This is a genomic window from Loigolactobacillus rennini DSM 20253 (assembly GCF_001436505.1).
Lineage (GTDB): Bacteria > Bacillota > Bacilli > Lactobacillales > Lactobacillaceae > Loigolactobacillus > Loigolactobacillus rennini.
The window spans coordinates 13,238-32,324 of sequence record NZ_AYYI01000021.1; the positions used below are offsets into that span (position 1 = coordinate 13,238).

Sequence of the window (19,087 nt, forward strand, 5' to 3'; positions counted from 1 at the left end):
TATGATGTAGTAAACGCTTACAATTTCTTAATAAAATATTTTATTAAGAAATTGTAAGCAAAAAATAAAAAGGAGCTAGTCAAATGGAAAATGTCAGCCAAAATTGGACCAGAAAAAACTACATTAAACTCTGGCTAAATGTTTCAATGTGTGTGCCAACCTTTTTAGTTGTAGAAACATTAGCTGCCCATAAATGGAGCTTGTTAACAATACTAGGAATCGTTTGTATGGGCTCTCTTATTATGGGTATCTTGTGTGGTGTTATGGGCGTTTTAGGTTATCTATCACAACAAAATTTTGTCACTTTAATTGAGGCTGTCTTTGGAAAAAAGCAAAGTAAAAATTTTCTATCTTTTAAGGGGATTAGATTGTGCAGGATGGTACGGAATTAATATTGCTGCTGCAACCCAATTAATCATTAATCTTGTTACTTTAATAACCGGCACGAAAGTTAATACCATATTTTATCTCATTATTTTTATAACACTACTAATTATCAACGCCATCATCGCACAGAGTGCTACTAAATTAGACAAATTATTAACTTTAACGTTGCTTATAATGGCGATTGGCATCTTTTTTGTGCTACTTAATATGGGCAGTACTGGGATAAACGCAGCTAGTGCACTAACAAATAGCCACAGTCTAAACTTTCGTGACATTATTGGTAACATTTGTGTTGTTGCTGCTTATTGGAATGGATTTGCATTAAATATGTTTGATTTTGGCCGCAACGCTAAAGATCGTAAAACGGCTTTTTGGGGAAATTGTAGTGGTATCGTGATTGGTATGTTAGCAATGGCGGTGATTGCTGCAATTTTTTCTGTTCAAGCCTATTTAACCACTGGTAATTACAATTGGAATTTAAGCCGCTCCTTACTTTACCTATCAACTAATTTACCTGCACACTTATTAGTCGTCACAGTATTTTTAATGTTTATGATCGCAACCAATGCAGTTGCAAATTATTATCCGGCAATCCAGTGTATTAAAGCAATTCGCCACAATAATCACATAAAGGTTAATGCAGGTATCTTCCTAGTTATCAGTAGTGCTATTACACCATTTTTCATCAGTTCCACAACTAGTGAGATTGCCTACTATTGGATCAACTTATGCGGTACCGTTTTAGCACCATTGCTTGCAATTTTAATCTGCTACCTCATTCTTAAAAATAGTGGCCTAATTACTGTATATCAATATCGCTGGATTTATTTAATTTGGACCAGTTTATATATTGGTGTTGAGCTTTTTACACTTACAATCTTAAGTTATTTATGGTTAGTTTCAATTATTGGTATTTTTGTAACCGTTTACTTTATCTACCAAATAAATAAGAATAAGTTAAGCCTTGATAAGTTAGCAAGTTAGGCGCTCACTTTCATTATCCCGTTTACAAGACATTTACTCATAAAAAAACCGCTGATTCTATCAAATAGAATCAACGGTTTTATAGTTTATATGAATAAAGGAGGGGGTTATCAGATTTACAAGTTAGGATCCATCTTGAACGTCAGTTTAGACAGTTCGGCACCTTGCGTAGTTAGATCAGCTAGCAAGTCACGGGTCGCTTTGTTATAGTGAGTCGCGATCTCATGGTTTTGTTGCGTGAGATAATCCGTTAATGCGGCGCCTTCTAACTGGCGCGCTTTTTTATCAACTTCAATAATTTTAGTCCGTGCCCATTGTGACAATTCTTTTTGGTAATCCAAGTCTTGCTGAATGAATTCAGCGTAATGAGACTCAACAACCATTGCCAAAGCTTCATATAGCCAGTAAGCGCTGTCTAAGGACATCTTCTTTGGCAATTCACGGTAACTTGCATCCGTGTCATTTGCGTTAGTGAAGAATGGAACGTGTGGGCAAAAGCTTGGGACGCCAAAACCTAACCACTGAACACCAGCAGCACCATTTTCCCGACTATTCCGCATTTGCAAAATGTGCGAATTAGCTGTTCTGGATAAGGAAATTGCCCGGTAACGCTTCTTGTCATGTTCACTTCCTGAACCTAATGGATCGTACTTAGTTTCATTGTAGTGAGACTTCAAAACGTATTGAATGTCTTCGACAGACAATTTGCGGTTGGCTTTACGGATAAATGGTAAGTCTGGTGATTCAGGATCCTGTTCGATTTCTGGATTCAGGTAGCGTTGCGCAAACCAAACCCGTGGTGTGTTGTAATGGTGATCTTTTTCAGTATCCGTGCCAAAAATGTGGCGGAAGTTCCATTGATCATCATCAGGATTTAAATCATTGTCTGCGACAAATTCTTGAATGCCATCGGCCCACATATAATTATCTGGATCGTTGAAATCTATCTTTTCGATGGCAATTTGGTTTGCTGCAACGGCGTAGCAGTCATCTGGAATCCGAACGGCAACCCATTGGTGACCGGTTACAATTTCCATGTACCAAACTTCATCAGCATCATTAAATTGCACACCATTACCTTCAGCAGAACCATATTTCTTGACTAGCTCACCTAAGTAACGAACCCCATCACGAGCAGAATCAATGAATGGCAGCACTAAAGTTGTCATTGAGTCTTCAGCTAATCCATTTTTAACAAATGGATCACAAGATAATACACGTTCGTTAGCATAAACACTTTCAGTCGCACTTTCACCAACATTTTTCTCGTTAAAGCCATCTTCTTCGTTAGGACCATCGCTCTGATCAGCATTTGGTGTTGATGTGTAGCGATAACCCTTTTCTGGTAACGGCACGGTTAAGCCATTATAAGGTGATTTGTACGTTTCTTTACGACCGCTAACTGCGGGCTGTACCAAAAAACGTTTAGGATGAATAGCAATCAGACGATCTTCATTACGAGAAATGTACGTGGCACCATCTAAAGAGGCCTTTTTACCTACCATCATTGACGTGCATGCGGAAAGTTCTAATCGATCTGTCATGTTTATCCTTCTTTCCTATATTTAGAAATAAATTTGCTACCTTAAGTTAAGAAATACGTTTAATGAGGTGCTCATTGACTTCAATATGCTGCAAATATAGCAACAAGCGGCTGTACAAGTATTCATCTGCACCTTGATATTTTTTAGCCAATTCTTGGCCAATTTCATAAACATTACGCCGCCCGTTAATTTTTTTAAAAACAAAACTGCCATATTCATCCAAATCAAGATAAGTCTTTTCCGGAATTCTCATATGCAATTTACGAAAGAAATTTTGAATGGGGTGATTTTGTGGGCGAATAATGGTGACTTGCCCTTTTTTTAATTGGTATTGAACAGCATCATTTTTTTCAAACACCAATTGTTTTAAATCCTCAGTTGTCATTTTTTCTTTTTTTTTGCTCATGAAAAGCCCTTCTATTTCTCAGTTTTTTGATCGACATCTTTTTGCTTAATATTATAAAGCGGCAAGACAATTGTGACAACCATCACAGCTAATAAAATGATCCCCATAATGTTACTACCAGCAAAACCAGTTGGTTGGTGATCACTTAATACACCAGTAACATGTAAGATAATCCCGATTAAACCAATGATGGAACCTCCGGCAATCAGGCCAGAAGATAAGCTGACACCACTTTGAATCCGTTTTTCCTTCAACGCTTTATTCTTAGTGGTCTTATCCAACAACAACTTGATTAACGCACCGGTTAAAATGATCGATGTCGTTGAAATTGGTAAATAGAAACCAATGGCAACGGTCATGATTGGTAAGCCTAACATCCAGCAAACCAGTGCGATGACAACCCCAACAATAATCATAATCCAAGGTAAATTGCCGGACATGATGCCAGAAGTCAAGGTAGCGATCAAATTCGCCTGTGGCAAACCAAATGGTGGGTTTGACCCAGTAACGGCTAATTGTGGCTCTAAAATAACCATGGTTCCGACGACCGTTACGACACCGATCATTGCCGCAATCATGAAGTATTTCATCATTTCGTTAGATGAACCGCCAATGATGTAGTTAACTTTTTGCGTTTGGGCATAGGCACCACCAACGGCGATTGCCGTTACAATGAAGACCCCAAACAGTAAGAGAATTTCACTGTGTTTAGTATCTGACCAGCCCATCAGCACAAAGACTAATGTCATGATCACTAAAGCTGCAATGGTCATCCCAGAAATAGGCGTATTAGAACAACCAATGGTCCCAGCTAAACGTGCGGATACAATCACAAATAGTAAGGATAAAATTAATGATAAAAGACCGCCGACAATAGCAATGACAATGTTACCGGAGAACATAAAGCCAGCGAAAAAGATGACAATGCAAGCAATTAATAAACCAGCAATGCCTAATGTATTTCGTTCACCACTGCTATCACCCCGTGCATTTAATGTTTGCTTAACTGAGGTCACAATTACTGGAATCAACTTCGCAGCACCGATAATCCCACCGCAAAGCATCATCCCAGCACCGATGTACTTCACATAAGCACCAGCCACTTCATCGACGTTCATCTGTGAAACTGCTAAAGCAGCATCATTCCAAGCATGTGAGCCGCCATCAGCCATTTGGGTGAAATAGCTAATCAGTGGTGTAATGGCAAAGTTAGACAAGAAGGACCCAGCAAACATAGTGAGTGCCACTTCCAGGCCAACAACAAAACCGATCCCAGCTAACATCGGGTTAACTTCCGTCGACATCTTCCAACGGTAAAATGAGCTACCAACATAAGTAATCATACTATTAACCCAGCCAAAGACCTGCGTGGTTAAAATGGTAATAATACCACCAATACCAAAACCTAAGCCCATGAACTTAAGGGAATCACCGCCACCTTCTGAAACTACTAGTGCTTCAGATATGGCCATGGATTCTGGATAAACCAATTTACCATGTTCCTGTACTAATAAATAGTTTTGTACCAGTGATGTTGCGCCAATCCCAAATAAGACAGCCAGCGCACCGATTAAAATACCAGTCAGAAAATTAACGCGACCACCAATTAAAATAATGGCAGGTAAAACATAAATCATCCCACTGGCGATGGATTCACCACCACTGGACATGCCTTGAAGAATATTTTTTCCTAAAATTCCTTTAGACCGCGCAAAAACACTGATAAAGCCAGAGCCAATAATCGCCCCTGGAATACCGGCTGCAACGGTTAACCCGGCTTTCATATCTGAATAAGCAGTTGACGCTGCAAAAATAATTGCTAGAATTGCCCCTGCAACCAGAACAGCCGGATTACCACCTTTTTTATTTTTCCCATTCACATAGGGCACGTAATCCTCCCCGAAACAACCATTATAGGCTGATTGTGAAAGCTTCTTTGCCAAAAAATCCCCTCTTTCGGTAGAATCATCGCAATGACAATATGACGCGTTAATATGCCGAATTAGTTTTTGGCACTAAAATGTTCAATAATTTCCGCAACATTTTTTAAATCGACATTGCCACCTGAAACTAATGCCACAACTTGTTTATCTTTTAACCACTTTTGATCAATTTTGCCAGCTTCTAAAGCCGCTGCCGGTAAAGCACCAGACCCTTCTGCAATAATCTTAGTCCGCTGCATCAGATCCTTCATCGCCTGCGCGATTTCAGTTTCATCTACTAAAACCATCTCGTCGACTAATTGTTGTGCAATCGGGAAAGTAATGCTGCCAGGAACTGCAACCGCTGTCCCGTCTGCCAAAGTATGGCCACTGCTTTGTTTCGTAATCTCGCCCTTGTGTAAAGAAGCCGCCATGCCATGAACACGTTGGGATTGAACACCGATGATGTGAACTGCCGGATTAACCGCTTTTAATGCAGTTGCTACACCAGCAATTAAGCCACCGCCACCAACAGGTACAATCACGGTATCAACATGAGGTAATTGGTTTAGTAACTCCAGTCCAATTGTGCCTTGACCAGCAATAACAGCAGGATCATTATACGGATCAACGATTGTTATCCCATCTTGCGCCGCTTTAGCTTCCATAAACGCCCGGGCCTCGTCAAAATTATCACCGTGTAAAACAACCTGTGCACCATAGCTTTTAGTCGCTGCTTGCTTTGCTAAAGGTGCCCCATTTGGCATCACAACAACAGCTTTAATGCCTAATAATTGAGCTGTTAAAGCAACTCCCTGGGCATGATTACCTGCTGAAGCTGTAATAATCCCTTTTTGCCGCTGCTGCTTCGATAGTTGTTGAATCTTATTAAACGAGCCGCGGAACTTAAATGAGCCGGTTAATTGCATGTTTTCCAGCTTGAGAAAAACTTGGCCTTGTATTTGTTTTGACAAAAACATTGATTGAATTAATGGCGTTGTTCGCCCAACTTGATGAATCAGCTGGCTAGCGGTTTTAATGTCTTGCAACGTCACTGTCTGTGTGGTTGCAGTCTTTGGCGTTGGTTTTTTCATTGACGCAATACCTTCTGTTGACACAACATCCACCCCTTAAACTAAATTTAATTATTTGCTTTTCAGCTGCTTTTACTTTGCTGATAGGTCAATTTAAGGGTATTGGTTAACTAATCAAAATACCTTCAAATTAATTACCACTATCGGTTCAGTTATACATCACCCCATAATGGAAAAATTCGACTAAACTGCCCATTTGGCAAGATAACTATCAGCGCTATCCGACGCTTATTTCTTCTCCTTCCTTTCAATTTTACTTTTAGTCTGGGCATTTTAAGCTGACACAACCCGACTACTTCATCATAGCGCGTTTGCCAAATTTAACAACCAGTTTGTGAAAACGCTTACAATAATCTTAGCAATGCGACAAAACAATTCACTTTTTTCTCATTTAACCAAAAGCAACAAACTATTAAAATTTGAGCTAAGCAAAAAAATTGTGATTAAACCAGCTTTCAGCCAAAAATAAATTATTATTGCGATATATATTTATTCTTATTTTGTATTTGAAATAGATTAAAGCTCTCTAATTTTATCAGAGCAGTAAAGTAAGCGCTTCATTTCCAAAATGATGAAAAATCGCCATTAATTCATGTAAATGTTGATTTTAAAGCATCAAACTAATAAATTAACTAAAATAAACAGTTGAATGAACTAGACACAATCCCTATTTTAATAATTGATAAAGCGTTATCATATAGAGAAAAATTTGGTATGATAGTGTTAGGAGGTTATTAACTAATAATAGAGGTGCTAAATATGGCAGATCAACAAACAATACATAATTACATTCAACAGTACGTTCCGATGATTGACTTTTTAGCAGAAATTCTAGGTGAACACAGTGAAGTTTTATTAAACGATCTAACAGATCTAAATCATTCAGTCGTTGCCATCCGTAACCCCCACATTTCACACCGAAAAGTCGGTGATCCAGCAACTGATCTCGCGTTAAGGACCGTTAAAGCTGGGCGGGTGGAAAAACGGGATTTCTTAGCTAACTACGAAGGCGTGGTGCACAATCACCATAAACTTTGCTCATCAACTTACTTCATTCGTTACGAAGGTGAAATCGTCGCAATGATTTGCATTAACACTGACAATAGTCAGTTAGATGAACTGCAGCAGGCTTTAACGAAGGTCATCAATAGTTATAATCAATTGAAACCCGGTAAAACGCCTACACCAGCACATGATCACGATAACATGGAGCCAGAACACTTAACGAGCTCCATTCACGAACTAGCAGTGACCGAAACTGAGAAAATTTGTTCCGAACGGGGTGTGTCCGTGGATTACTTAAAGCGAGATGACAAACTGGATATCATTCGCCGCTTACACCAACAAGGCTATTTCCTACTAAAGGATGCTGTCAGTGTGGTTGCTCACGTAATCCAAGTCTCTGAACCTAGTGTTTACCGTTACTTACAGATGGTAAAAGAAGAAGGCCGCGATTAATCACCCTATCGTGGTTAGCGCAAACAAAAAATGGATGGGAAAATCCCATCCATTTTTCTGCCCATATTTAAACAACTTAAAACCCTATTATTTCTTATAACTATCGGCGGATACCAGTGGACAATGTCCAAGTAATCGAACCAAGCACAATTATGCGCCCGGGTTTTCCGTGTCGCCACCCTGATCGCCAGTGTCGCCACCAGGTGTAGAACCAGCAGTGATACCAGTTTTCAGAGTCCAAGTTAAATTTGATTGGTAAATACCAGAGTTAACTGCTGAACTTTTTGGCAATTCCAAACTAATATCATTCTTATCCCAAGCAAAAACATTTGCACCTAAACCTTCATCTTTTTCTGCCTTGGCCACCTCATGTTCGCTCGAATCATCTAAGGAAATAGCAATGCCATTTTTATCTTGTCCTAAAATAGTACCAACATCAGTGTCTTGCGCACCTTCTGGAATGGTAAAGTCGTTATCGTTATCATCACCAGTTAGGCTCGCAACATTGGTAGTGCGTGCATAAGCAGTATTAGCTAAAGTTAATGTTCCACCAGTAATTTCACTACCACCAGTAATTTCTTTTCCATTTTGGCTAACCTATTTTAATGGACTGTCAGACTTAACAGTTAACGTCCACTCACCAGATTCATTTGTGTTATTACCACTTACTTCATCGCCATCACGAAGTACTTGTTTATCAACGACAATGACCGGGGATTTACCATTAACGTCACTTAAATCTTCATTGTCAGTGTCTAATGTAGTGGTTGCATTATCTTTTTCAGCATCGCTGTCTTTAGTAGTCTTGTAATTTTCATGGGCAAATTTGCCTGCTTTGTCCTGACCATTAGCATAAAAAATATTAGCATCTTTTTCAAACGTTGTGTGATTACCAAAGTCAAAAGCACTAGGAACTTGTGCCAAACGTAAGTAACCTGTATTACCATTGCTACCACGTTGCCTTCTTCAGTTGCCGCGTAGGCCGTAACTGGTGCTGCTAATGCTGCTGCAACCATGGTGCCAAACAATAATGTACTAGTTAATTTTGTGAATTTCATGAGTGAAATCCCCCTCCTAAATTATTTTCTTTTTTTATTTTTAACATACTAGTATTTTTAGTATGATATACCCACCTATTAAAACGTGCTTACATTGTCAATGTTGTGTATGAATTCAATTCAATCTGGGTTAAAATCGCAAAGACTAAACTGACAATGAATAAAACGGCAAACAATGCAGTCAAACCAATCATCAACCATTTCATTTTCTTATAGCTATATCTATTCACTAACTTGTGTATCATGTTGTCACCTTTCCAATCACTTTAAGGCCGTAACCGGATTACCCGCCACAGAGCAACTGCTGAAACAATCATTAAAGCCCCACTAGCAACGGCAGCAAATGCCCATTTGTTCACTGGCTTTTTAATTGCTTGTTTATTCAGCTTATCAGCAGTATCTTTTGAAACCGTAAATGATTTCTTAAAGGTCCACTGCATCGGTAATCTGTTCCAGAGATTTTGTCCACTAAGTTTTGCCTTCACCGTATATTTCCCAGGTTTCAAGCGATTATAAGCCCAAGAAATCGGTAAGCTAATCACTGAATTTGGCGCAACACTTGTATCTGCCTTTTGAAAAACATATTTTGGCTTATCTTTACCTTGTGGTGTGATTACTGCTTGTGCGCTAACCTTAGTCAAAGCCATCGGCTTAATGTTGCGCAGGTTAACTGCAATTGCTGGATGGCGGTGATATAGCGTCGGCGTAACGTCACGATACTTTAATTTTGGATAAATATTGTAGGCACGCCCGCGTAACGCAATTCCCATAGAATAGGCATAATTACCAGAAATGGTTGCTGATTTACCTTTATTCTTTTTTGCATATTCAATAAAATGCCAATCCCCATAAACCATCCCCTCAAAATGTTTTGCTGGCATTTTAATTGTTGCTTCGATAATTTTAGCTTGTTGCGGTGCTAATTTGATCTTTTGGTGACCCTTTTTTAGCTTTGCAAGCTTAGTGAAAGGATACTTTAAACTAGGATCTAACGCTTCGGTATTTTCAGTAAAACTAATGCCCCCACCCATCTGGGTCATTGCATTACGTAGCGTAGAATGCACCGTGATCTTATGATCACTGAAATTTTGTACCCGCATTCTAATGGTCTGCGTTGACTTAGGTTTAAATCTGAGATCAAAGTAATTTGCGCTAGTATTTACTTGACCTGAGCTAGGAATTCGCTGCACTTCAAAGTCCGCTGATTCCTTAGTCACCCCTGCTTGCGCGGGTGCTCCTAAGAAAGCGCTGATCAATGCGCTTAATCCTAAAAGTGCTATTCCTAATAAGCTGTTTTTTAAAAACTTTCTCAACACGAACCCCTCACTAGCCTTCTGCTAATTTGCTAACCAAAGTCAACGGCATTAGCAATCAATTCACAAGAATTACTTAAAACGAATGAACGTTATCAAAAAAATTAATCATTTTTTTGTTTTGATGAACGTTAAAAAGTAAGTTTTAAACTTCATTAAGCATTTCTTTGACAATATTAGAGTAGCATAGCCGCATGAGTTTGTAAACTTGGAATTCTGTTATATCAAGGTTTATAGGCTAATTTCACAAACTTTTGGGTGCTAAAATCAGACTTATTTTAGTCAAAAAGTCAAAATTTAAAAAACCAATATATGATATTTGACTTTTTATTTGGCATAAAAATTAAATGTTTTTGAGACTATTTTTCAAAAAAATCACTATAAGCGCTTTCATTTTAAGGTTCTTTTTCATTTTTTAGCGTTTTATTTTTCCTTTTTTAGCAAAAAAATTGTAAAAAATAAAAAAAGAGTGAATATTTCACAAAGAAAACATTCACTCACCCGCTTTTTTAAGCGATAATTGATTAAATTATTAAATTTAGATTATTCTTCAAATTATTCGATTAGCAGTTTTTTAATACTGATCAACAAATACGCAAACTTAGCATTTAAATTGCTAAACGTGCACGCACTTTTTCCATTTCTAATTGGCGTGTTTTTCTTGGAAGGAAGCGCCGGATTTCTTCTTCGTTATAACCAATTTGCAGACGTTTATCATCAAACATAATTGGCCGTTTCAATAAATCTGGATGCTGTGCAATTAAATCAATTAATTTACCGGTCGAGATAGTATCTAAATCAATCTTCAACTTACCAAAAATTTTAGCTCGTGTTGATACGATATCTTCAGTCCCATTCTCGGTTAGCCGCAGCAGGCGCTTAACTTCATCCTGGCTCAGTGGTTGTGCCATGATATTCCGTTCAGTAAACGGAATATCATGTTCACGGAACCATGCCCGGGCCTTACGGCTGGATGCATTACTTGACGACGTATAAAGTTGTACGGTCATTAAAAACGCCCCTTTGTCAAAATTTTTACCACAAACAACTCGTTGCTAACTTATTATTTGTAAGTAAATTATAGCAATTATTTCGCCTTTTTGCAATAGCTTGCACAAAATTAAATCAGCCTTTACCTTTTTGTAAGAATTAGCTTGACCTTTTAACTGAGAATGTGCATTAATCATGCTATGATTAGGATTATATGGTAATTTAGCGTCACGCGATAATTAATTTTAAGGATGTGCTGTTTATGCCTAATAAACCGGCAAATTGGTTTACCCGGTTATTTTTAAATAATAAAGGAACCATTTATCTTCTAAACATTCTACTAGGATTATTAGTAATCTGGTTAGCTTCAAAATTAACTTGGCTATTAGATCCTGTTGCACAATTTTTAGCGATTGTGGCACCACCCGTTATTATTGCCGGGATTTTATACTATCTATTAGTCCCGTTAGTCAATCTATTGGAACGGCACTGGCATTTTCGGCGTACGTTAACCATTGCCGGATTATTTATTTTAATTGTCTTACTATTAGCCTTAGGGATGCGCCAATTTATTCCTGCAGTACAAAGCCAAGTCAATAGCTTTATTGCTGCGGCACCCCAATACTGGCAAGAAATCACTAAGATCAGCCGTGAATTTGCCGATCAGCAACACTGGCCTGGTTTCATCGATATGAATGAAATTGGTCATGATTTGGCCAACTTTTTCACTGGTAAAAGTGGCAGTTTAGTCAATGGAACCTTTTCGCAAATTAATAATTTGATCAACGTAGTGGGTAATGTGGTGGTCACCATTGCCACAGCGCCTTTCCTATTATTTTTCATGTTAAAAGATGGTGCGCAATTCCCCCACGCTGTTGTTAAATTATTTCCAGAACGTTACCAAAAAACCTTATTGGAATTATTTAGCGAAATCAGTACCAAAGTGGGCCAGTACATTCAAGGCCAGCTAACAGTCGCCCTTTTTGTGTCGATCATTTTTATGATTGGTTACAGCGTAATCGGCTTAAAATTTGCTTTAGCTTTAGGTCTGCTGGCCGGACCACTGAATTTGATTCCTTATTTAGGTTCAGCCGTTGCAATGGTACCAGCGCTAATTATCGGTGCTTTAACATCACCAAAAATGTTGATCGCTGTGATTATTGTTTTCTTCATTGAATGGTTACTTGAGACCCAAGTAATTTCACCGTTAGTGATGGGTAGCAACATGGCAATGCACCCCGTCACCATCGCGTTGGTGTTACTGACAGCTGGTAAATTATTTGGTTTATTGGGAGTCATTTTAGGCATTCCTGGCTACGCGGTCATCAAAATTATTGTTAGTCGTTTATTCAATTGGTACCGCCACAATTCAAGTTGGTACCGCACACAGCATAAAAATGACGAAACCGATTAATTATTTTTAGGAGATGGCATCATGGGATTACGCGAACGTAAAAAAGCCCGGAAGCGGCAAGAAATTGTGACCGCTGCTTTAGTCTTATTTGCCCAGCATGGTTTTAAAAATGTGACGGTAACCGCGATTGCCCAGCAAGCACACATTACCCCTAAAACACTATTTACCTACTTTAATAGTAAAGCGGACATTATCTTTTGCCATGAAACTGATTTGCTAGTCGCCTTGCAACACTTAATCCAACAACAAACATCAATTGCCAATGTGTGGCCAACCTTTCACCAATTCATCGCACATTTGCCATTACTGACTGCGACGAAACAAGCGACGCGTGATATGCAACAATTAATAAAACAAGTCAACCGCATGCCCGAGCTAAAAGATCGCTATTTTCAAATGTGGGCCCATTACATTGACGGTCTACAAAACACACTCATTCAACAACGCTTAGCCGATCAATTAACAGCCTACATTTTTGCACAGCAAATGGTTTTAATCCTGCAAATGATGTTTGCACCAGAAGTGACATTGCATAATTGGGAAAAACGGACAACTTATGTTTTTACCAAACTTAATCAAGTAGCTACGCTCACTAACAGGGAAAGCATCATTGACTAACACCAATGATGCTGCTCAAAATAATTTACACCAACTACCATTACGGTTTGGCGCAGTACTTCTGGCCCAAACCGTGTTATAATTTAGTAAATGTTTTGTAAGGGAGCTTGTTTAATGACCCAGCACGACCAAAAAAATAGCCGCGTGGCACGTCACGCTAAACAGCGTGCACAACGTGCCCCTAAACGGACAACAGCAAAACAGCCTATTAGTAAGGCGTCACAGACACAGCAGCCTTTTATCATTCGCCATCGATGGGGATTAATCTTCATTGTCATTTTAATCGTTGCCTTTGGCATTTATGCGGAATTTTCAAGTATTGCAAAAGATAATCAAACCACTGAACCGCAGACGACACAAACCACAAATCATCATCAAGACACGCAGCAAGCTGCAAGTAGTAGTCACAGTAGTACCAGCGACACTAGCAGCAGTAGTGATACTAGCTCAGATACAACAGACAGCAATTCTGATGCTGACACTGATGAGGCTGATAAAGAAAGCACTGATTCTGAAAGTGATGGCAAGACAGATTCTGCTGGCGATGGCCAAACCTTTTCATCCGTCAGCGAGGCCGTTTCTTGGGGCCGGGCGCATGCTTCCACTTGGCTAAACCAAGGCTACCATAACTTTAATGTAGTTTCCGACGGTCATGGCGGCTATCAATTACAATATGTAAAATAATTTAAAAAACAGGCCGTGCTACTGTGTACGACTTCCAAAAGCTAGACTTTTGAGAGTCACTATAACTGTAACTGGCCTGTTTTTATTTTTTATAATTAAGATGAGATAAACGCCTTTTTTATAGTACAATGACGCTTTTATGCCAAACTTTAAAAAAGCGTTTTCTCAAAATGAACTGTACACAACCTATATTCGTGTTATGATGAAGTTATCAAATAATATGAGGTGAGTTAAATGGACGTTACAATGCACGGAACACCGCTTTCTACTGTTGGTGAAGCACCAAAAGTCGGTGAACAATTACCTGATTTCAAATTATTGAATAAAGCCGGTAAAACTTTAACTACTGCTGATTTAAAGGGACAAACTACTTTAATTAGTGTTGTACCAGACATCAATACCAGCGTTTGCAGTATTCAAACCAAGCATTTTAACAAAGATGCAGATAAAATCCCTAACATCCGCTTTGTCACTGTTTCCACCAACACCACTGAGCAACAAAGCAATTGGTGTGCTGCTGAAGGGGTCAAAAAGATGGAAATGCTGTCTGATGCTGACCATACCTTTGGTAACGCCATGGGCTTGCTCATCGATGCTAAAGGTTTAGACGCGCGTTCCATTTTCATCGTTGATGGCAATGGTAAAATCTTATACCGCGAATTATTGGAAGAATTAGCTAATGAACCAAATTACCAACAAGCAATTGATTTTTTAAATCAACTTTAAACTAGATTTTAAATTCACTTTAAAAAACGAATCAGCCGATTAACGGTTGACTCGTTTTTTAATAAGTATTATTTGTATAATAGACGGTATCTAAGCCAAAAGTATTATAAAGCTGGCTTTTTTTACCATCAAAGGTTGGATTCAATGCATTTAGCCGAGTTTCCTCATTATCTAATCTTTTCGCTGGCAGTGCCAATTCTTGCCGCAACGCGCGGTTAACTTTAGTTAATTCAGCAGTTGTCGCAATTTGATAAGAACTGCCGTTGATCCAAGCGTCTTTACCTTGCAAATGCCGCGACGTAATGTGGGTTAAATTAGCCCGGTATTTTACCAAGCCGCGTAAGGCACTATTAAAGTCCACATTGGTGCGCACATTAGGCTCTAATGCAGTTAATAAAGCTTGATAATGGGACAATTTCTTTTGCGCAGTCATTTTATTGACTACTGCGCGAATAACTTCTTGCTGACGCATTTGCCGACCATAATCACCTTTAGGATCCTGGTAGCGCATCCGCGAATAGCTCAGCGCTTGCTTACCATTTAAATGGTGCGTCCCTTTGCTGATTTTAATGCCATTAAATTCCACATCCATTGGACTGTGAACCGTGATGCCACCAACCGCATCCACTAATTTTTCTAATCCACCCATATTCATCGTTAAGTAATAATCAATCGGGATGCCCAATAATTTGCTAACCGTCCGCCGAGCCATTTTAACGCCGCCTAAATTATACGCCGCATTCAGCTTTTGCATGTCTCGCTTACCGTCACCGCGCAGCTCAACTAAAGTGTCACGGGGGATGCTGTATAGCACCGTTTTTTCTGTTTTAGGATTAACAGTAGCAACCATTAAGGTGTCAGAATTACCTTTGTCAATCCGTCCATCCGCACCAGTATCCACTCCTAAAATTAAGACTGAAAAGGGACGCCCCTTTTTAATTGCCGTTGAGTGCTGGCCCTTAGGCGCGTACATTTGATTAAAACTAGTGCGCGCTAACTTGAAAAAATGGTATGCAAAACCACCACCAGTGATCAAAACAACCGCTAGTAAAATCAATAAACCATTCCGAACCCAATGGTGCCTTTTTGGCCTGCTTCGGCGCATGCAATTTCACCCCATCTTCTGCAACATCTACTACACCCTAGCATAAACTAACAGCTACCTCAACTTAACGTCGACGTTGACTAAAATAACGACCTAAACCTATGCTTAACAAAATGAGCAAAATACTTAAAACTACCCAAAACCAACTACTATAGCGCAACATCATCACACCGGAAAAAATAACGGCTAAACCGTACAACAAAATCGTCCCTAAACGTTGCATTGACTCACCTCACGATTTATTTGGCGCAGCTGTTAACTGATCCATCGTGCGATTAAGGGCCTGATCGACAAAAACATTTCCCGCATTTGTCGCATGGCCTTTAGTCCATTGATAATCGATCTGCTTAAACTGCGGCAATAGTTGCGCTAACTGCTGCCACAGTGCTTTATTGGCTAATGGCTGACCGCCACTGCGCTGCCAACCGCGCCGCTGCCAACCTGCTAGCCAATTTTTCGTAATGGCGTTTAAAACATAGCGCGAATCCGCCACCACTACCAACGGGGTCTGGGTACCCCAAACTACTTTAACCCGCTGTAAAGCTTTAACTAAAGCCATAATTTCCATTTTATTGTTAGTTGCCCCAAATTCGCCAGCAGAATCACTTAATTGTTTTCCTTGATAAGTTAATAAATACGCCCAAGCAGCTTTGTCCCCGGTTTTAACATGGCCGCCAGCAATATTGCCCGTGTTACGCGAGCCACCATCTGTGTAAACATAAATCACCGAAGCTGACTGCTCGGCTTGCTGTGAAACAGGCTGTTTTTGGGCTGGTTTTTTAACGGTTTTTTGTGGTGCTTGTAGCCAAGTTAAAGCCGCTTGCTCGGTGGCAAAGCCTTTATACCGGGCGCCAGGATAACCTTCAACTAGTTGTTTCACCTGAGCCCAAGGTGCCTGAAAGACACCAGTTTGTTTTCCTTTTGCAATTGCGTAATATTTTTTTGCCGCCATGTTGGCCATCCTTACTGTACATTAATTATCTTTCATTATAACTAAATAATGTCTTGGCAACAAATACGCTGGATGAATCAACCATATTGCTCCAAGTTAACTAATATGCTAAGCTATGATGATTGGACAGGCAAAATCAAATCGTTCGTTTTATTTAGTCACGGCATTCAACAACGGATGGCTGGCTTATTTTATTGCATTTTTCTGCAGCAATTCACTGGTGCCGCATTTTAAATTGACTTTCTCATGTTAAATTGCCCAGCAAATTTTAATGTGTTGCCCAGCGAATTCTTAACCTTTGCCCAAGCAAAAGCTCACCAAACTTGTTATTGTAGAAACAGTGCGTTCATTAAATTAGGAGGGATCAAATGGCAACTTATTTTGAAGGGTTATTGTTAGGGTTGGCTTTCATCGCCCCTTTAGGCATCGCAAATTTGTTCATCATCAATACGGCACTTAATCAACCACGGCACACTGCGTATCTCACTGCAACGGTTGTAGCGGTCTTTGATGTTTTCTTATCTATTGTGTGCTTTTACGGTGTTGGCCAATTATTAATGCAGTATCAGCTGCTTAAAGTCGGCATTTTATTAGTCGGTGGTATTTTAGTCGCCTTAATTGGGATTAATATTATGCGCACCGAAGCTCAGCCTCCTTCTGCCACCGAGCAAAACTTTTCTTGGGTAAAAGTTTTTAGCATGGCGCTGATGGTCACTTGGTTAAATCCGCAAGCTTTGATCGATGGCTCCGTCATGTTAGCCGCTTTTCGGGTTTCATTATCACCAGAAGCAGCGCTACTATTCATTACTGGCATTGTGACAGCCGCCTTTGTTTGGTACCTTGGCTTAACAGGCGCGTTAAGCCGCTTTAAGCACAAATTAACGCAAAACCGGATGACTTGGTTTAACCGAATCTGTGGTGCTGTTGTGGTTTTATACGGTGTTAAACTGCTTTGGAATTTCATTAAAACTATTTCAGCATAAGCTTGTGGAAACAAGTAACCGCAACTGAACATTAACGTTCAGTTGCGGTTTTTGTGTCTGCTTTATTTATATAGGTGGTACTTTTTATAGTGATAAAACAAAATACAATTCACTAACTTGAATTGTGCTTCATTTTTGTCTCAGTTGTGCTAACTCAAACTTTAAGCAGAGTCATATTTTTGAATCCGTTGATATTCTTTTCCTTTACGTTGCTTAGCGTTACGAATGTCAATATCGTTTTGTAAATTTAAAAAATAACGTTCAGAAACGCCAAAAAAACGGCCTAAACGTATCGAAGTATCAATCGTTACTTGCCGCCGATCATGTAAAATATCTTGAATTCTAGAAGTCGGGACACCGATCCGTTTAGCTAAAAAATAGGCTGATATTTTTAAGGGGGCCATGAATTCTTCACGTAGAATTTCGCTCATTTTGGGAGTTGTTATTTTTGTCATTTAACTTTCTCCTACCTTTAATGATAGTCAACAATTTCAACATCATAGAATTCATTACGGTCTTTTAAAACAAAGCAAATTCGATATTGCTTATTGATCCTGATACTCTGCTGACCTTTACGCTTGCCCGCTAGGTATTCTAGGTGATTAGCTGGTGGTACTGTCAAATCCATTATATCATTTGCATTATCAATCATCATTAGTTTACGCAGTGCAATTCGCTGAATGTTTACAGGCAGTTTCTTGGAAAACTTTTGTTGATAGACTTTCTCAGTTTCCTTATCGGCAAAATCTTTAATCATTTTTTCTCCAGCTCACTGATGATTATACATGTAATGTATAGGTGCGCTCACTATTGCTTCTATTTTTAAAGATACGCTAAACTTGTCTTAAACATTTATATTACTCATCTAATCCATCACCTGCACAATGCCCGCCGCACGCATAAACATGTGCGTGACAATGGGCCCAACGTATTTAAATCCCCGCCGCTTCATGTCTTTTGCGACTTTGGTGGTTAAAGGCGCTTGATGATCGACATCCTCTGGTGCTTGATACTTAATTAATAATGGTACTTGATTAACGAATTGCCATAAATACGCCGCAAAACTGCCAAATTCATGTTGAACGGCTAAAATAGCCCGCGCATTGGTCACCGTGGCGCGGATTTTTTGTGGGTTACGGATCATCGCTGGTTCTGCCGCGATCCGTTCAATATCAGCTTGATCAAACGCCGCGACTTTTGCAATATCCATCCCTGCAAAAACACGCCGGTATACGGGCAATTTGCTGGCGGCCGCCTGCCAGCTCAAACCAACTTGAAAAACACCCACAGTTAGCAATTCAAATAGAATGTGATCATTATGGGTGGGCGTGCCAAAATAAGCGTGGTACTCCTTAGTCCCATTACTTTGCCAACAAGTTTGATCATGTGCATCCATATAGATTCCTCCCTTTAACATAATAAAAGCCGAGTGATTCATCATCACCCAGC

Annotated in this window: 22 protein-coding genes; 8 read left to right on the top strand and 14 right to left on the bottom strand. The window is 39.4% G+C overall.

Annotation, left to right across the window (positions count from 1 at the left end; genetic code table 11):
- Positions 1 to 83 precede the first annotated feature (83 nt).
- Together FC24_RS11870 and FC24_RS03130 are read left to right on the top strand one after the other, a co-directional pair.
- Positions 84 to 392, top strand: a complete 309-nt coding sequence (locus FC24_RS11870; RefSeq protein ID WP_157059073.1) for a cytosine permease — start codon at positions 84 to 86, stop codon at positions 390 to 392.
- On the top strand, positions 322 to 1,371 hold the full coding sequence (locus tag FC24_RS03130; RefSeq protein ID WP_057873419.1) for a cytosine permease: 1,050 nt from the start codon (positions 322 to 324) through the stop codon (positions 1,369 to 1,371). The genes FC24_RS11870 and FC24_RS03130 overlap by 71 nt, the downstream gene beginning before the upstream one ends.
- Positions 1,372 to 1,487: 116 nt before the next feature.
- Here FC24_RS03130 and FC24_RS03135 read toward each other — a convergent pair whose 3' ends face one another.
- From FC24_RS03135 to tdcB, 4 genes are read right to left on the bottom strand one after another with little or no spacing between them, the layout of a single operon-like run.
- Entirely contained in the window at positions 1,488 to 2,915 is a 1,428-nt protein-coding gene (locus FC24_RS03135; protein ID WP_057873420.1) for a C69 family dipeptidase, read from the bottom strand.
- 46 nt (positions 2,916 to 2,961) lie between these two features.
- On the bottom strand, positions 2,962 to 3,321 hold the full coding sequence (locus FC24_RS03140; protein ID WP_420805247.1) for a PqqD family protein: 360 nt from the start codon (positions 3,319 to 3,321) through the stop codon (positions 2,962 to 2,964).
- Between the two features lie 11 nt (positions 3,322 to 3,332).
- Positions 3,333 to 5,264 carry an OPT/YSL family transporter gene (locus FC24_RS03145; protein ID WP_057873421.1) on the bottom strand — a complete coding sequence of 644 codons (1,932 nt, stop codon included), beginning with the start codon at positions 5,262 to 5,264 and terminating at the stop codon, positions 3,333 to 3,335.
- A 59-nt stretch (positions 5,265 to 5,323) separates the two neighbouring features.
- Entirely contained in the window at positions 5,324 to 6,337 is a 1,014-nt protein-coding gene (gene tdcB / locus FC24_RS03150; protein ID WP_057873422.1) for a bifunctional threonine ammonia-lyase/L-serine ammonia-lyase TdcB, read from the bottom strand.
- Positions 6,338 to 7,096: 759 nt separating this feature from the next.
- Between tdcB and FC24_RS03155 the strand changes: the two genes are divergently transcribed.
- Positions 7,097 to 7,795, top strand: a complete 699-nt coding sequence (locus tag FC24_RS03155; RefSeq protein ID WP_057873423.1) for a helix-turn-helix transcriptional regulator — start codon at positions 7,097 to 7,099, stop codon at positions 7,793 to 7,795.
- A 150-nt stretch (positions 7,796 to 7,945) separates the two neighbouring features.
- On the opposite strand, the gene FC24_RS11330 is transcribed toward FC24_RS03155, so the two are convergent.
- The 4 genes from FC24_RS11330 to spx form a co-directional block, all read right to left on the bottom strand.
- The gene (locus FC24_RS11330) at positions 7,946 to 8,371 is read right to left on the bottom strand and encodes a WxL domain-containing protein (RefSeq protein ID WP_083485614.1); all 426 of its coding nucleotides are present in this window, start codon (positions 8,369 to 8,371) and stop codon (positions 7,946 to 7,948) included.
- A 21-nt stretch (positions 8,372 to 8,392) separates the two neighbouring features.
- Positions 8,393 to 8,719, bottom strand: a complete 327-nt coding sequence (locus FC24_RS03165; protein ID WP_057873425.1) for a hypothetical protein — start codon at positions 8,717 to 8,719, stop codon at positions 8,393 to 8,395.
- A gap of 400 nt (positions 8,720 to 9,119) precedes the next feature.
- Positions 9,120 to 10,166 (bottom strand): WxLIP family cell surface protein, encoded by a 1,047-nt coding sequence (locus FC24_RS03170; protein WP_057873426.1) that lies wholly within the window; start codon positions 10,164 to 10,166, stop codon positions 9,120 to 9,122.
- 608 nt (positions 10,167 to 10,774) lie between these two features.
- Entirely contained in the window at positions 10,775 to 11,176 is a 402-nt protein-coding gene (gene spx / locus FC24_RS03175) for a transcriptional regulator Spx (RefSeq protein ID WP_057873427.1), read from the bottom strand.
- A 242-nt stretch (positions 11,177 to 11,418) separates the two neighbouring features.
- Between spx and FC24_RS03180 the strand changes: the two genes are divergently transcribed.
- From FC24_RS03180 to tpx, 4 genes are all read left to right on the top strand, one after another.
- Positions 11,419 to 12,570, top strand: a complete 1,152-nt coding sequence (locus FC24_RS03180) for an AI-2E family transporter (RefSeq protein ID WP_057873428.1) — start codon at positions 11,419 to 11,421, stop codon at positions 12,568 to 12,570.
- 21 nt (positions 12,571 to 12,591) lie between these two features.
- Positions 12,592 to 13,188: a TetR/AcrR family transcriptional regulator gene (locus FC24_RS03185; RefSeq protein WP_057873429.1), complete on the top strand. Its 597-nt coding sequence runs from the start codon at positions 12,592 to 12,594 to the stop codon at positions 13,186 to 13,188.
- A 114-nt stretch (positions 13,189 to 13,302) separates the two neighbouring features.
- A complete protein-coding gene (locus FC24_RS03190; RefSeq protein ID WP_057873430.1) occupies positions 13,303 to 13,872 on the top strand; it encodes a hypothetical protein in 570 nt (189 codons plus the stop codon).
- 234 nt (positions 13,873 to 14,106) lie between these two features.
- Positions 14,107 to 14,598, top strand: a complete 492-nt coding sequence (tpx, locus tag FC24_RS03195) for a thiol peroxidase (RefSeq protein WP_057873431.1) — start codon at positions 14,107 to 14,109, stop codon at positions 14,596 to 14,598.
- Between the two features lie 58 nt (positions 14,599 to 14,656).
- On the opposite strand, the gene FC24_RS03200 is transcribed toward tpx, so the two are convergent.
- From FC24_RS03200 to FC24_RS03205, 3 genes are all read right to left on the bottom strand, one after another.
- Entirely contained in the window at positions 14,657 to 15,703 is a 1,047-nt protein-coding gene (locus FC24_RS03200; protein WP_057873432.1) for an LCP family protein, read from the bottom strand.
- Positions 15,704 to 15,767: 64 nt separating this feature from the next.
- The gene (locus FC24_RS11450) at positions 15,768 to 15,926 is read right to left on the bottom strand and encodes a hypothetical protein (protein ID WP_157059074.1); all 159 of its coding nucleotides are present in this window, start codon (positions 15,924 to 15,926) and stop codon (positions 15,768 to 15,770) included.
- 9 nt (positions 15,927 to 15,935) lie between these two features.
- Positions 15,936 to 16,655, bottom strand: coding sequence for a ribonuclease H family protein (locus FC24_RS03205; RefSeq protein WP_057873433.1), 720 nt, complete (start codon positions 16,653 to 16,655; stop codon positions 15,936 to 15,938).
- 368 nt (positions 16,656 to 17,023) lie between these two features.
- Here FC24_RS03205 and FC24_RS03210 point away from each other — a divergent pair, with 368 nt between their 5' ends.
- Entirely contained in the window at positions 17,024 to 17,638 is a 615-nt protein-coding gene (locus FC24_RS03210) for a LysE/ArgO family amino acid transporter (protein ID WP_057873434.1), read from the top strand.
- A 161-nt stretch (positions 17,639 to 17,799) separates the two neighbouring features.
- Here the strand turns inward: FC24_RS03210 and FC24_RS03215 are convergent, their stop codons facing one another.
- The 3 genes from FC24_RS03215 to FC24_RS03225 form a co-directional block, all read right to left on the bottom strand.
- Positions 17,800 to 18,093 (bottom strand): HigA family addiction module antitoxin, encoded by a 294-nt coding sequence (locus tag FC24_RS03215; RefSeq protein ID WP_057873435.1) that lies wholly within the window; start codon positions 18,091 to 18,093, stop codon positions 17,800 to 17,802.
- 17 nt (positions 18,094 to 18,110) lie between these two features.
- Positions 18,111 to 18,395 (bottom strand): type II toxin-antitoxin system RelE/ParE family toxin, encoded by a 285-nt coding sequence (locus tag FC24_RS03220; protein ID WP_057873436.1) that lies wholly within the window; start codon positions 18,393 to 18,395, stop codon positions 18,111 to 18,113.
- Between the two features lie 108 nt (positions 18,396 to 18,503).
- A complete protein-coding gene (locus FC24_RS03225; protein ID WP_057873437.1) occupies positions 18,504 to 19,034 on the bottom strand; it encodes a DNA-3-methyladenine glycosylase I in 531 nt (176 codons plus the stop codon).
- Positions 19,035 to 19,087 lie beyond the last annotated feature (53 nt).

What these genes read in the sequence shown, in the direction of transcription:
- FC24_RS11870 (WP_157059073.1), top strand. Translation starts at nt 84, where the DNA reads ATGGAAAATGTCAGCCAAAATTGGACCAGAAAAAACTACATTAAACTC.
- FC24_RS03135 (WP_057873420.1), bottom strand. Translation starts at nt 2,915, where the DNA reads ATGACAGATCGATTAGAACTTTCCGCATGCACGTCAATGATGGTAGGT.
- FC24_RS03140 (WP_420805247.1), bottom strand. Translation starts at nt 3,321, where the DNA reads ATGAGCAAAAAAAAAGAAAAAATGACAACTGAGGATTTAAAACAATTG.
- tdcB (WP_057873422.1), bottom strand. Translation starts at nt 6,337, where the DNA reads ATGAAAAAACCAACGCCAAAGACTGCAACCACACAGACAGTGACGTTG.
- FC24_RS03155 (WP_057873423.1), top strand. Translation starts at nt 7,097, where the DNA reads ATGGCAGATCAACAAACAATACATAATTACATTCAACAGTACGTTCCG.
- spx (WP_057873427.1), bottom strand. Translation starts at nt 11,176, where the DNA reads ATGACCGTACAACTTTATACGTCGTCAAGTAATGCATCCAGCCGTAAG.
- FC24_RS03180 (WP_057873428.1), top strand. Translation starts at nt 11,419, where the DNA reads ATGCCTAATAAACCGGCAAATTGGTTTACCCGGTTATTTTTAAATAAT.
- FC24_RS03185 (WP_057873429.1), top strand. Translation starts at nt 12,592, where the DNA reads ATGGGATTACGCGAACGTAAAAAAGCCCGGAAGCGGCAAGAAATTGTG.
- FC24_RS03190 (WP_057873430.1), top strand. Translation starts at nt 13,303, where the DNA reads ATGACCCAGCACGACCAAAAAAATAGCCGCGTGGCACGTCACGCTAAA.
- tpx (WP_057873431.1), top strand. Translation starts at nt 14,107, where the DNA reads ATGGACGTTACAATGCACGGAACACCGCTTTCTACTGTTGGTGAAGCA.
- FC24_RS03200 (WP_057873432.1), bottom strand. Translation starts at nt 15,703, where the DNA reads ATGCGCCGAAGCAGGCCAAAAAGGCACCATTGGGTTCGGAATGGTTTA.
- FC24_RS11450 (WP_157059074.1), bottom strand. Translation starts at nt 15,926, where the DNA reads ATGCAACGTTTAGGGACGATTTTGTTGTACGGTTTAGCCGTTATTTTT.
- FC24_RS03205 (WP_057873433.1), bottom strand. Translation starts at nt 16,655, where the DNA reads ATGGCGGCAAAAAAATATTACGCAATTGCAAAAGGAAAACAAACTGGT.
- FC24_RS03210 (WP_057873434.1), top strand. Translation starts at nt 17,024, where the DNA reads ATGGCAACTTATTTTGAAGGGTTATTGTTAGGGTTGGCTTTCATCGCC.
- FC24_RS03215 (WP_057873435.1), bottom strand. Translation starts at nt 18,093, where the DNA reads ATGACAAAAATAACAACTCCCAAAATGAGCGAAATTCTACGTGAAGAA.
- FC24_RS03220 (WP_057873436.1), bottom strand. Translation starts at nt 18,395, where the DNA reads ATGATTAAAGATTTTGCCGATAAGGAAACTGAGAAAGTCTATCAACAA.
- FC24_RS03225 (WP_057873437.1), bottom strand. Translation starts at nt 19,034, where the DNA reads ATGGATGCACATGATCAAACTTGTTGGCAAAGTAATGGGACTAAGGAG.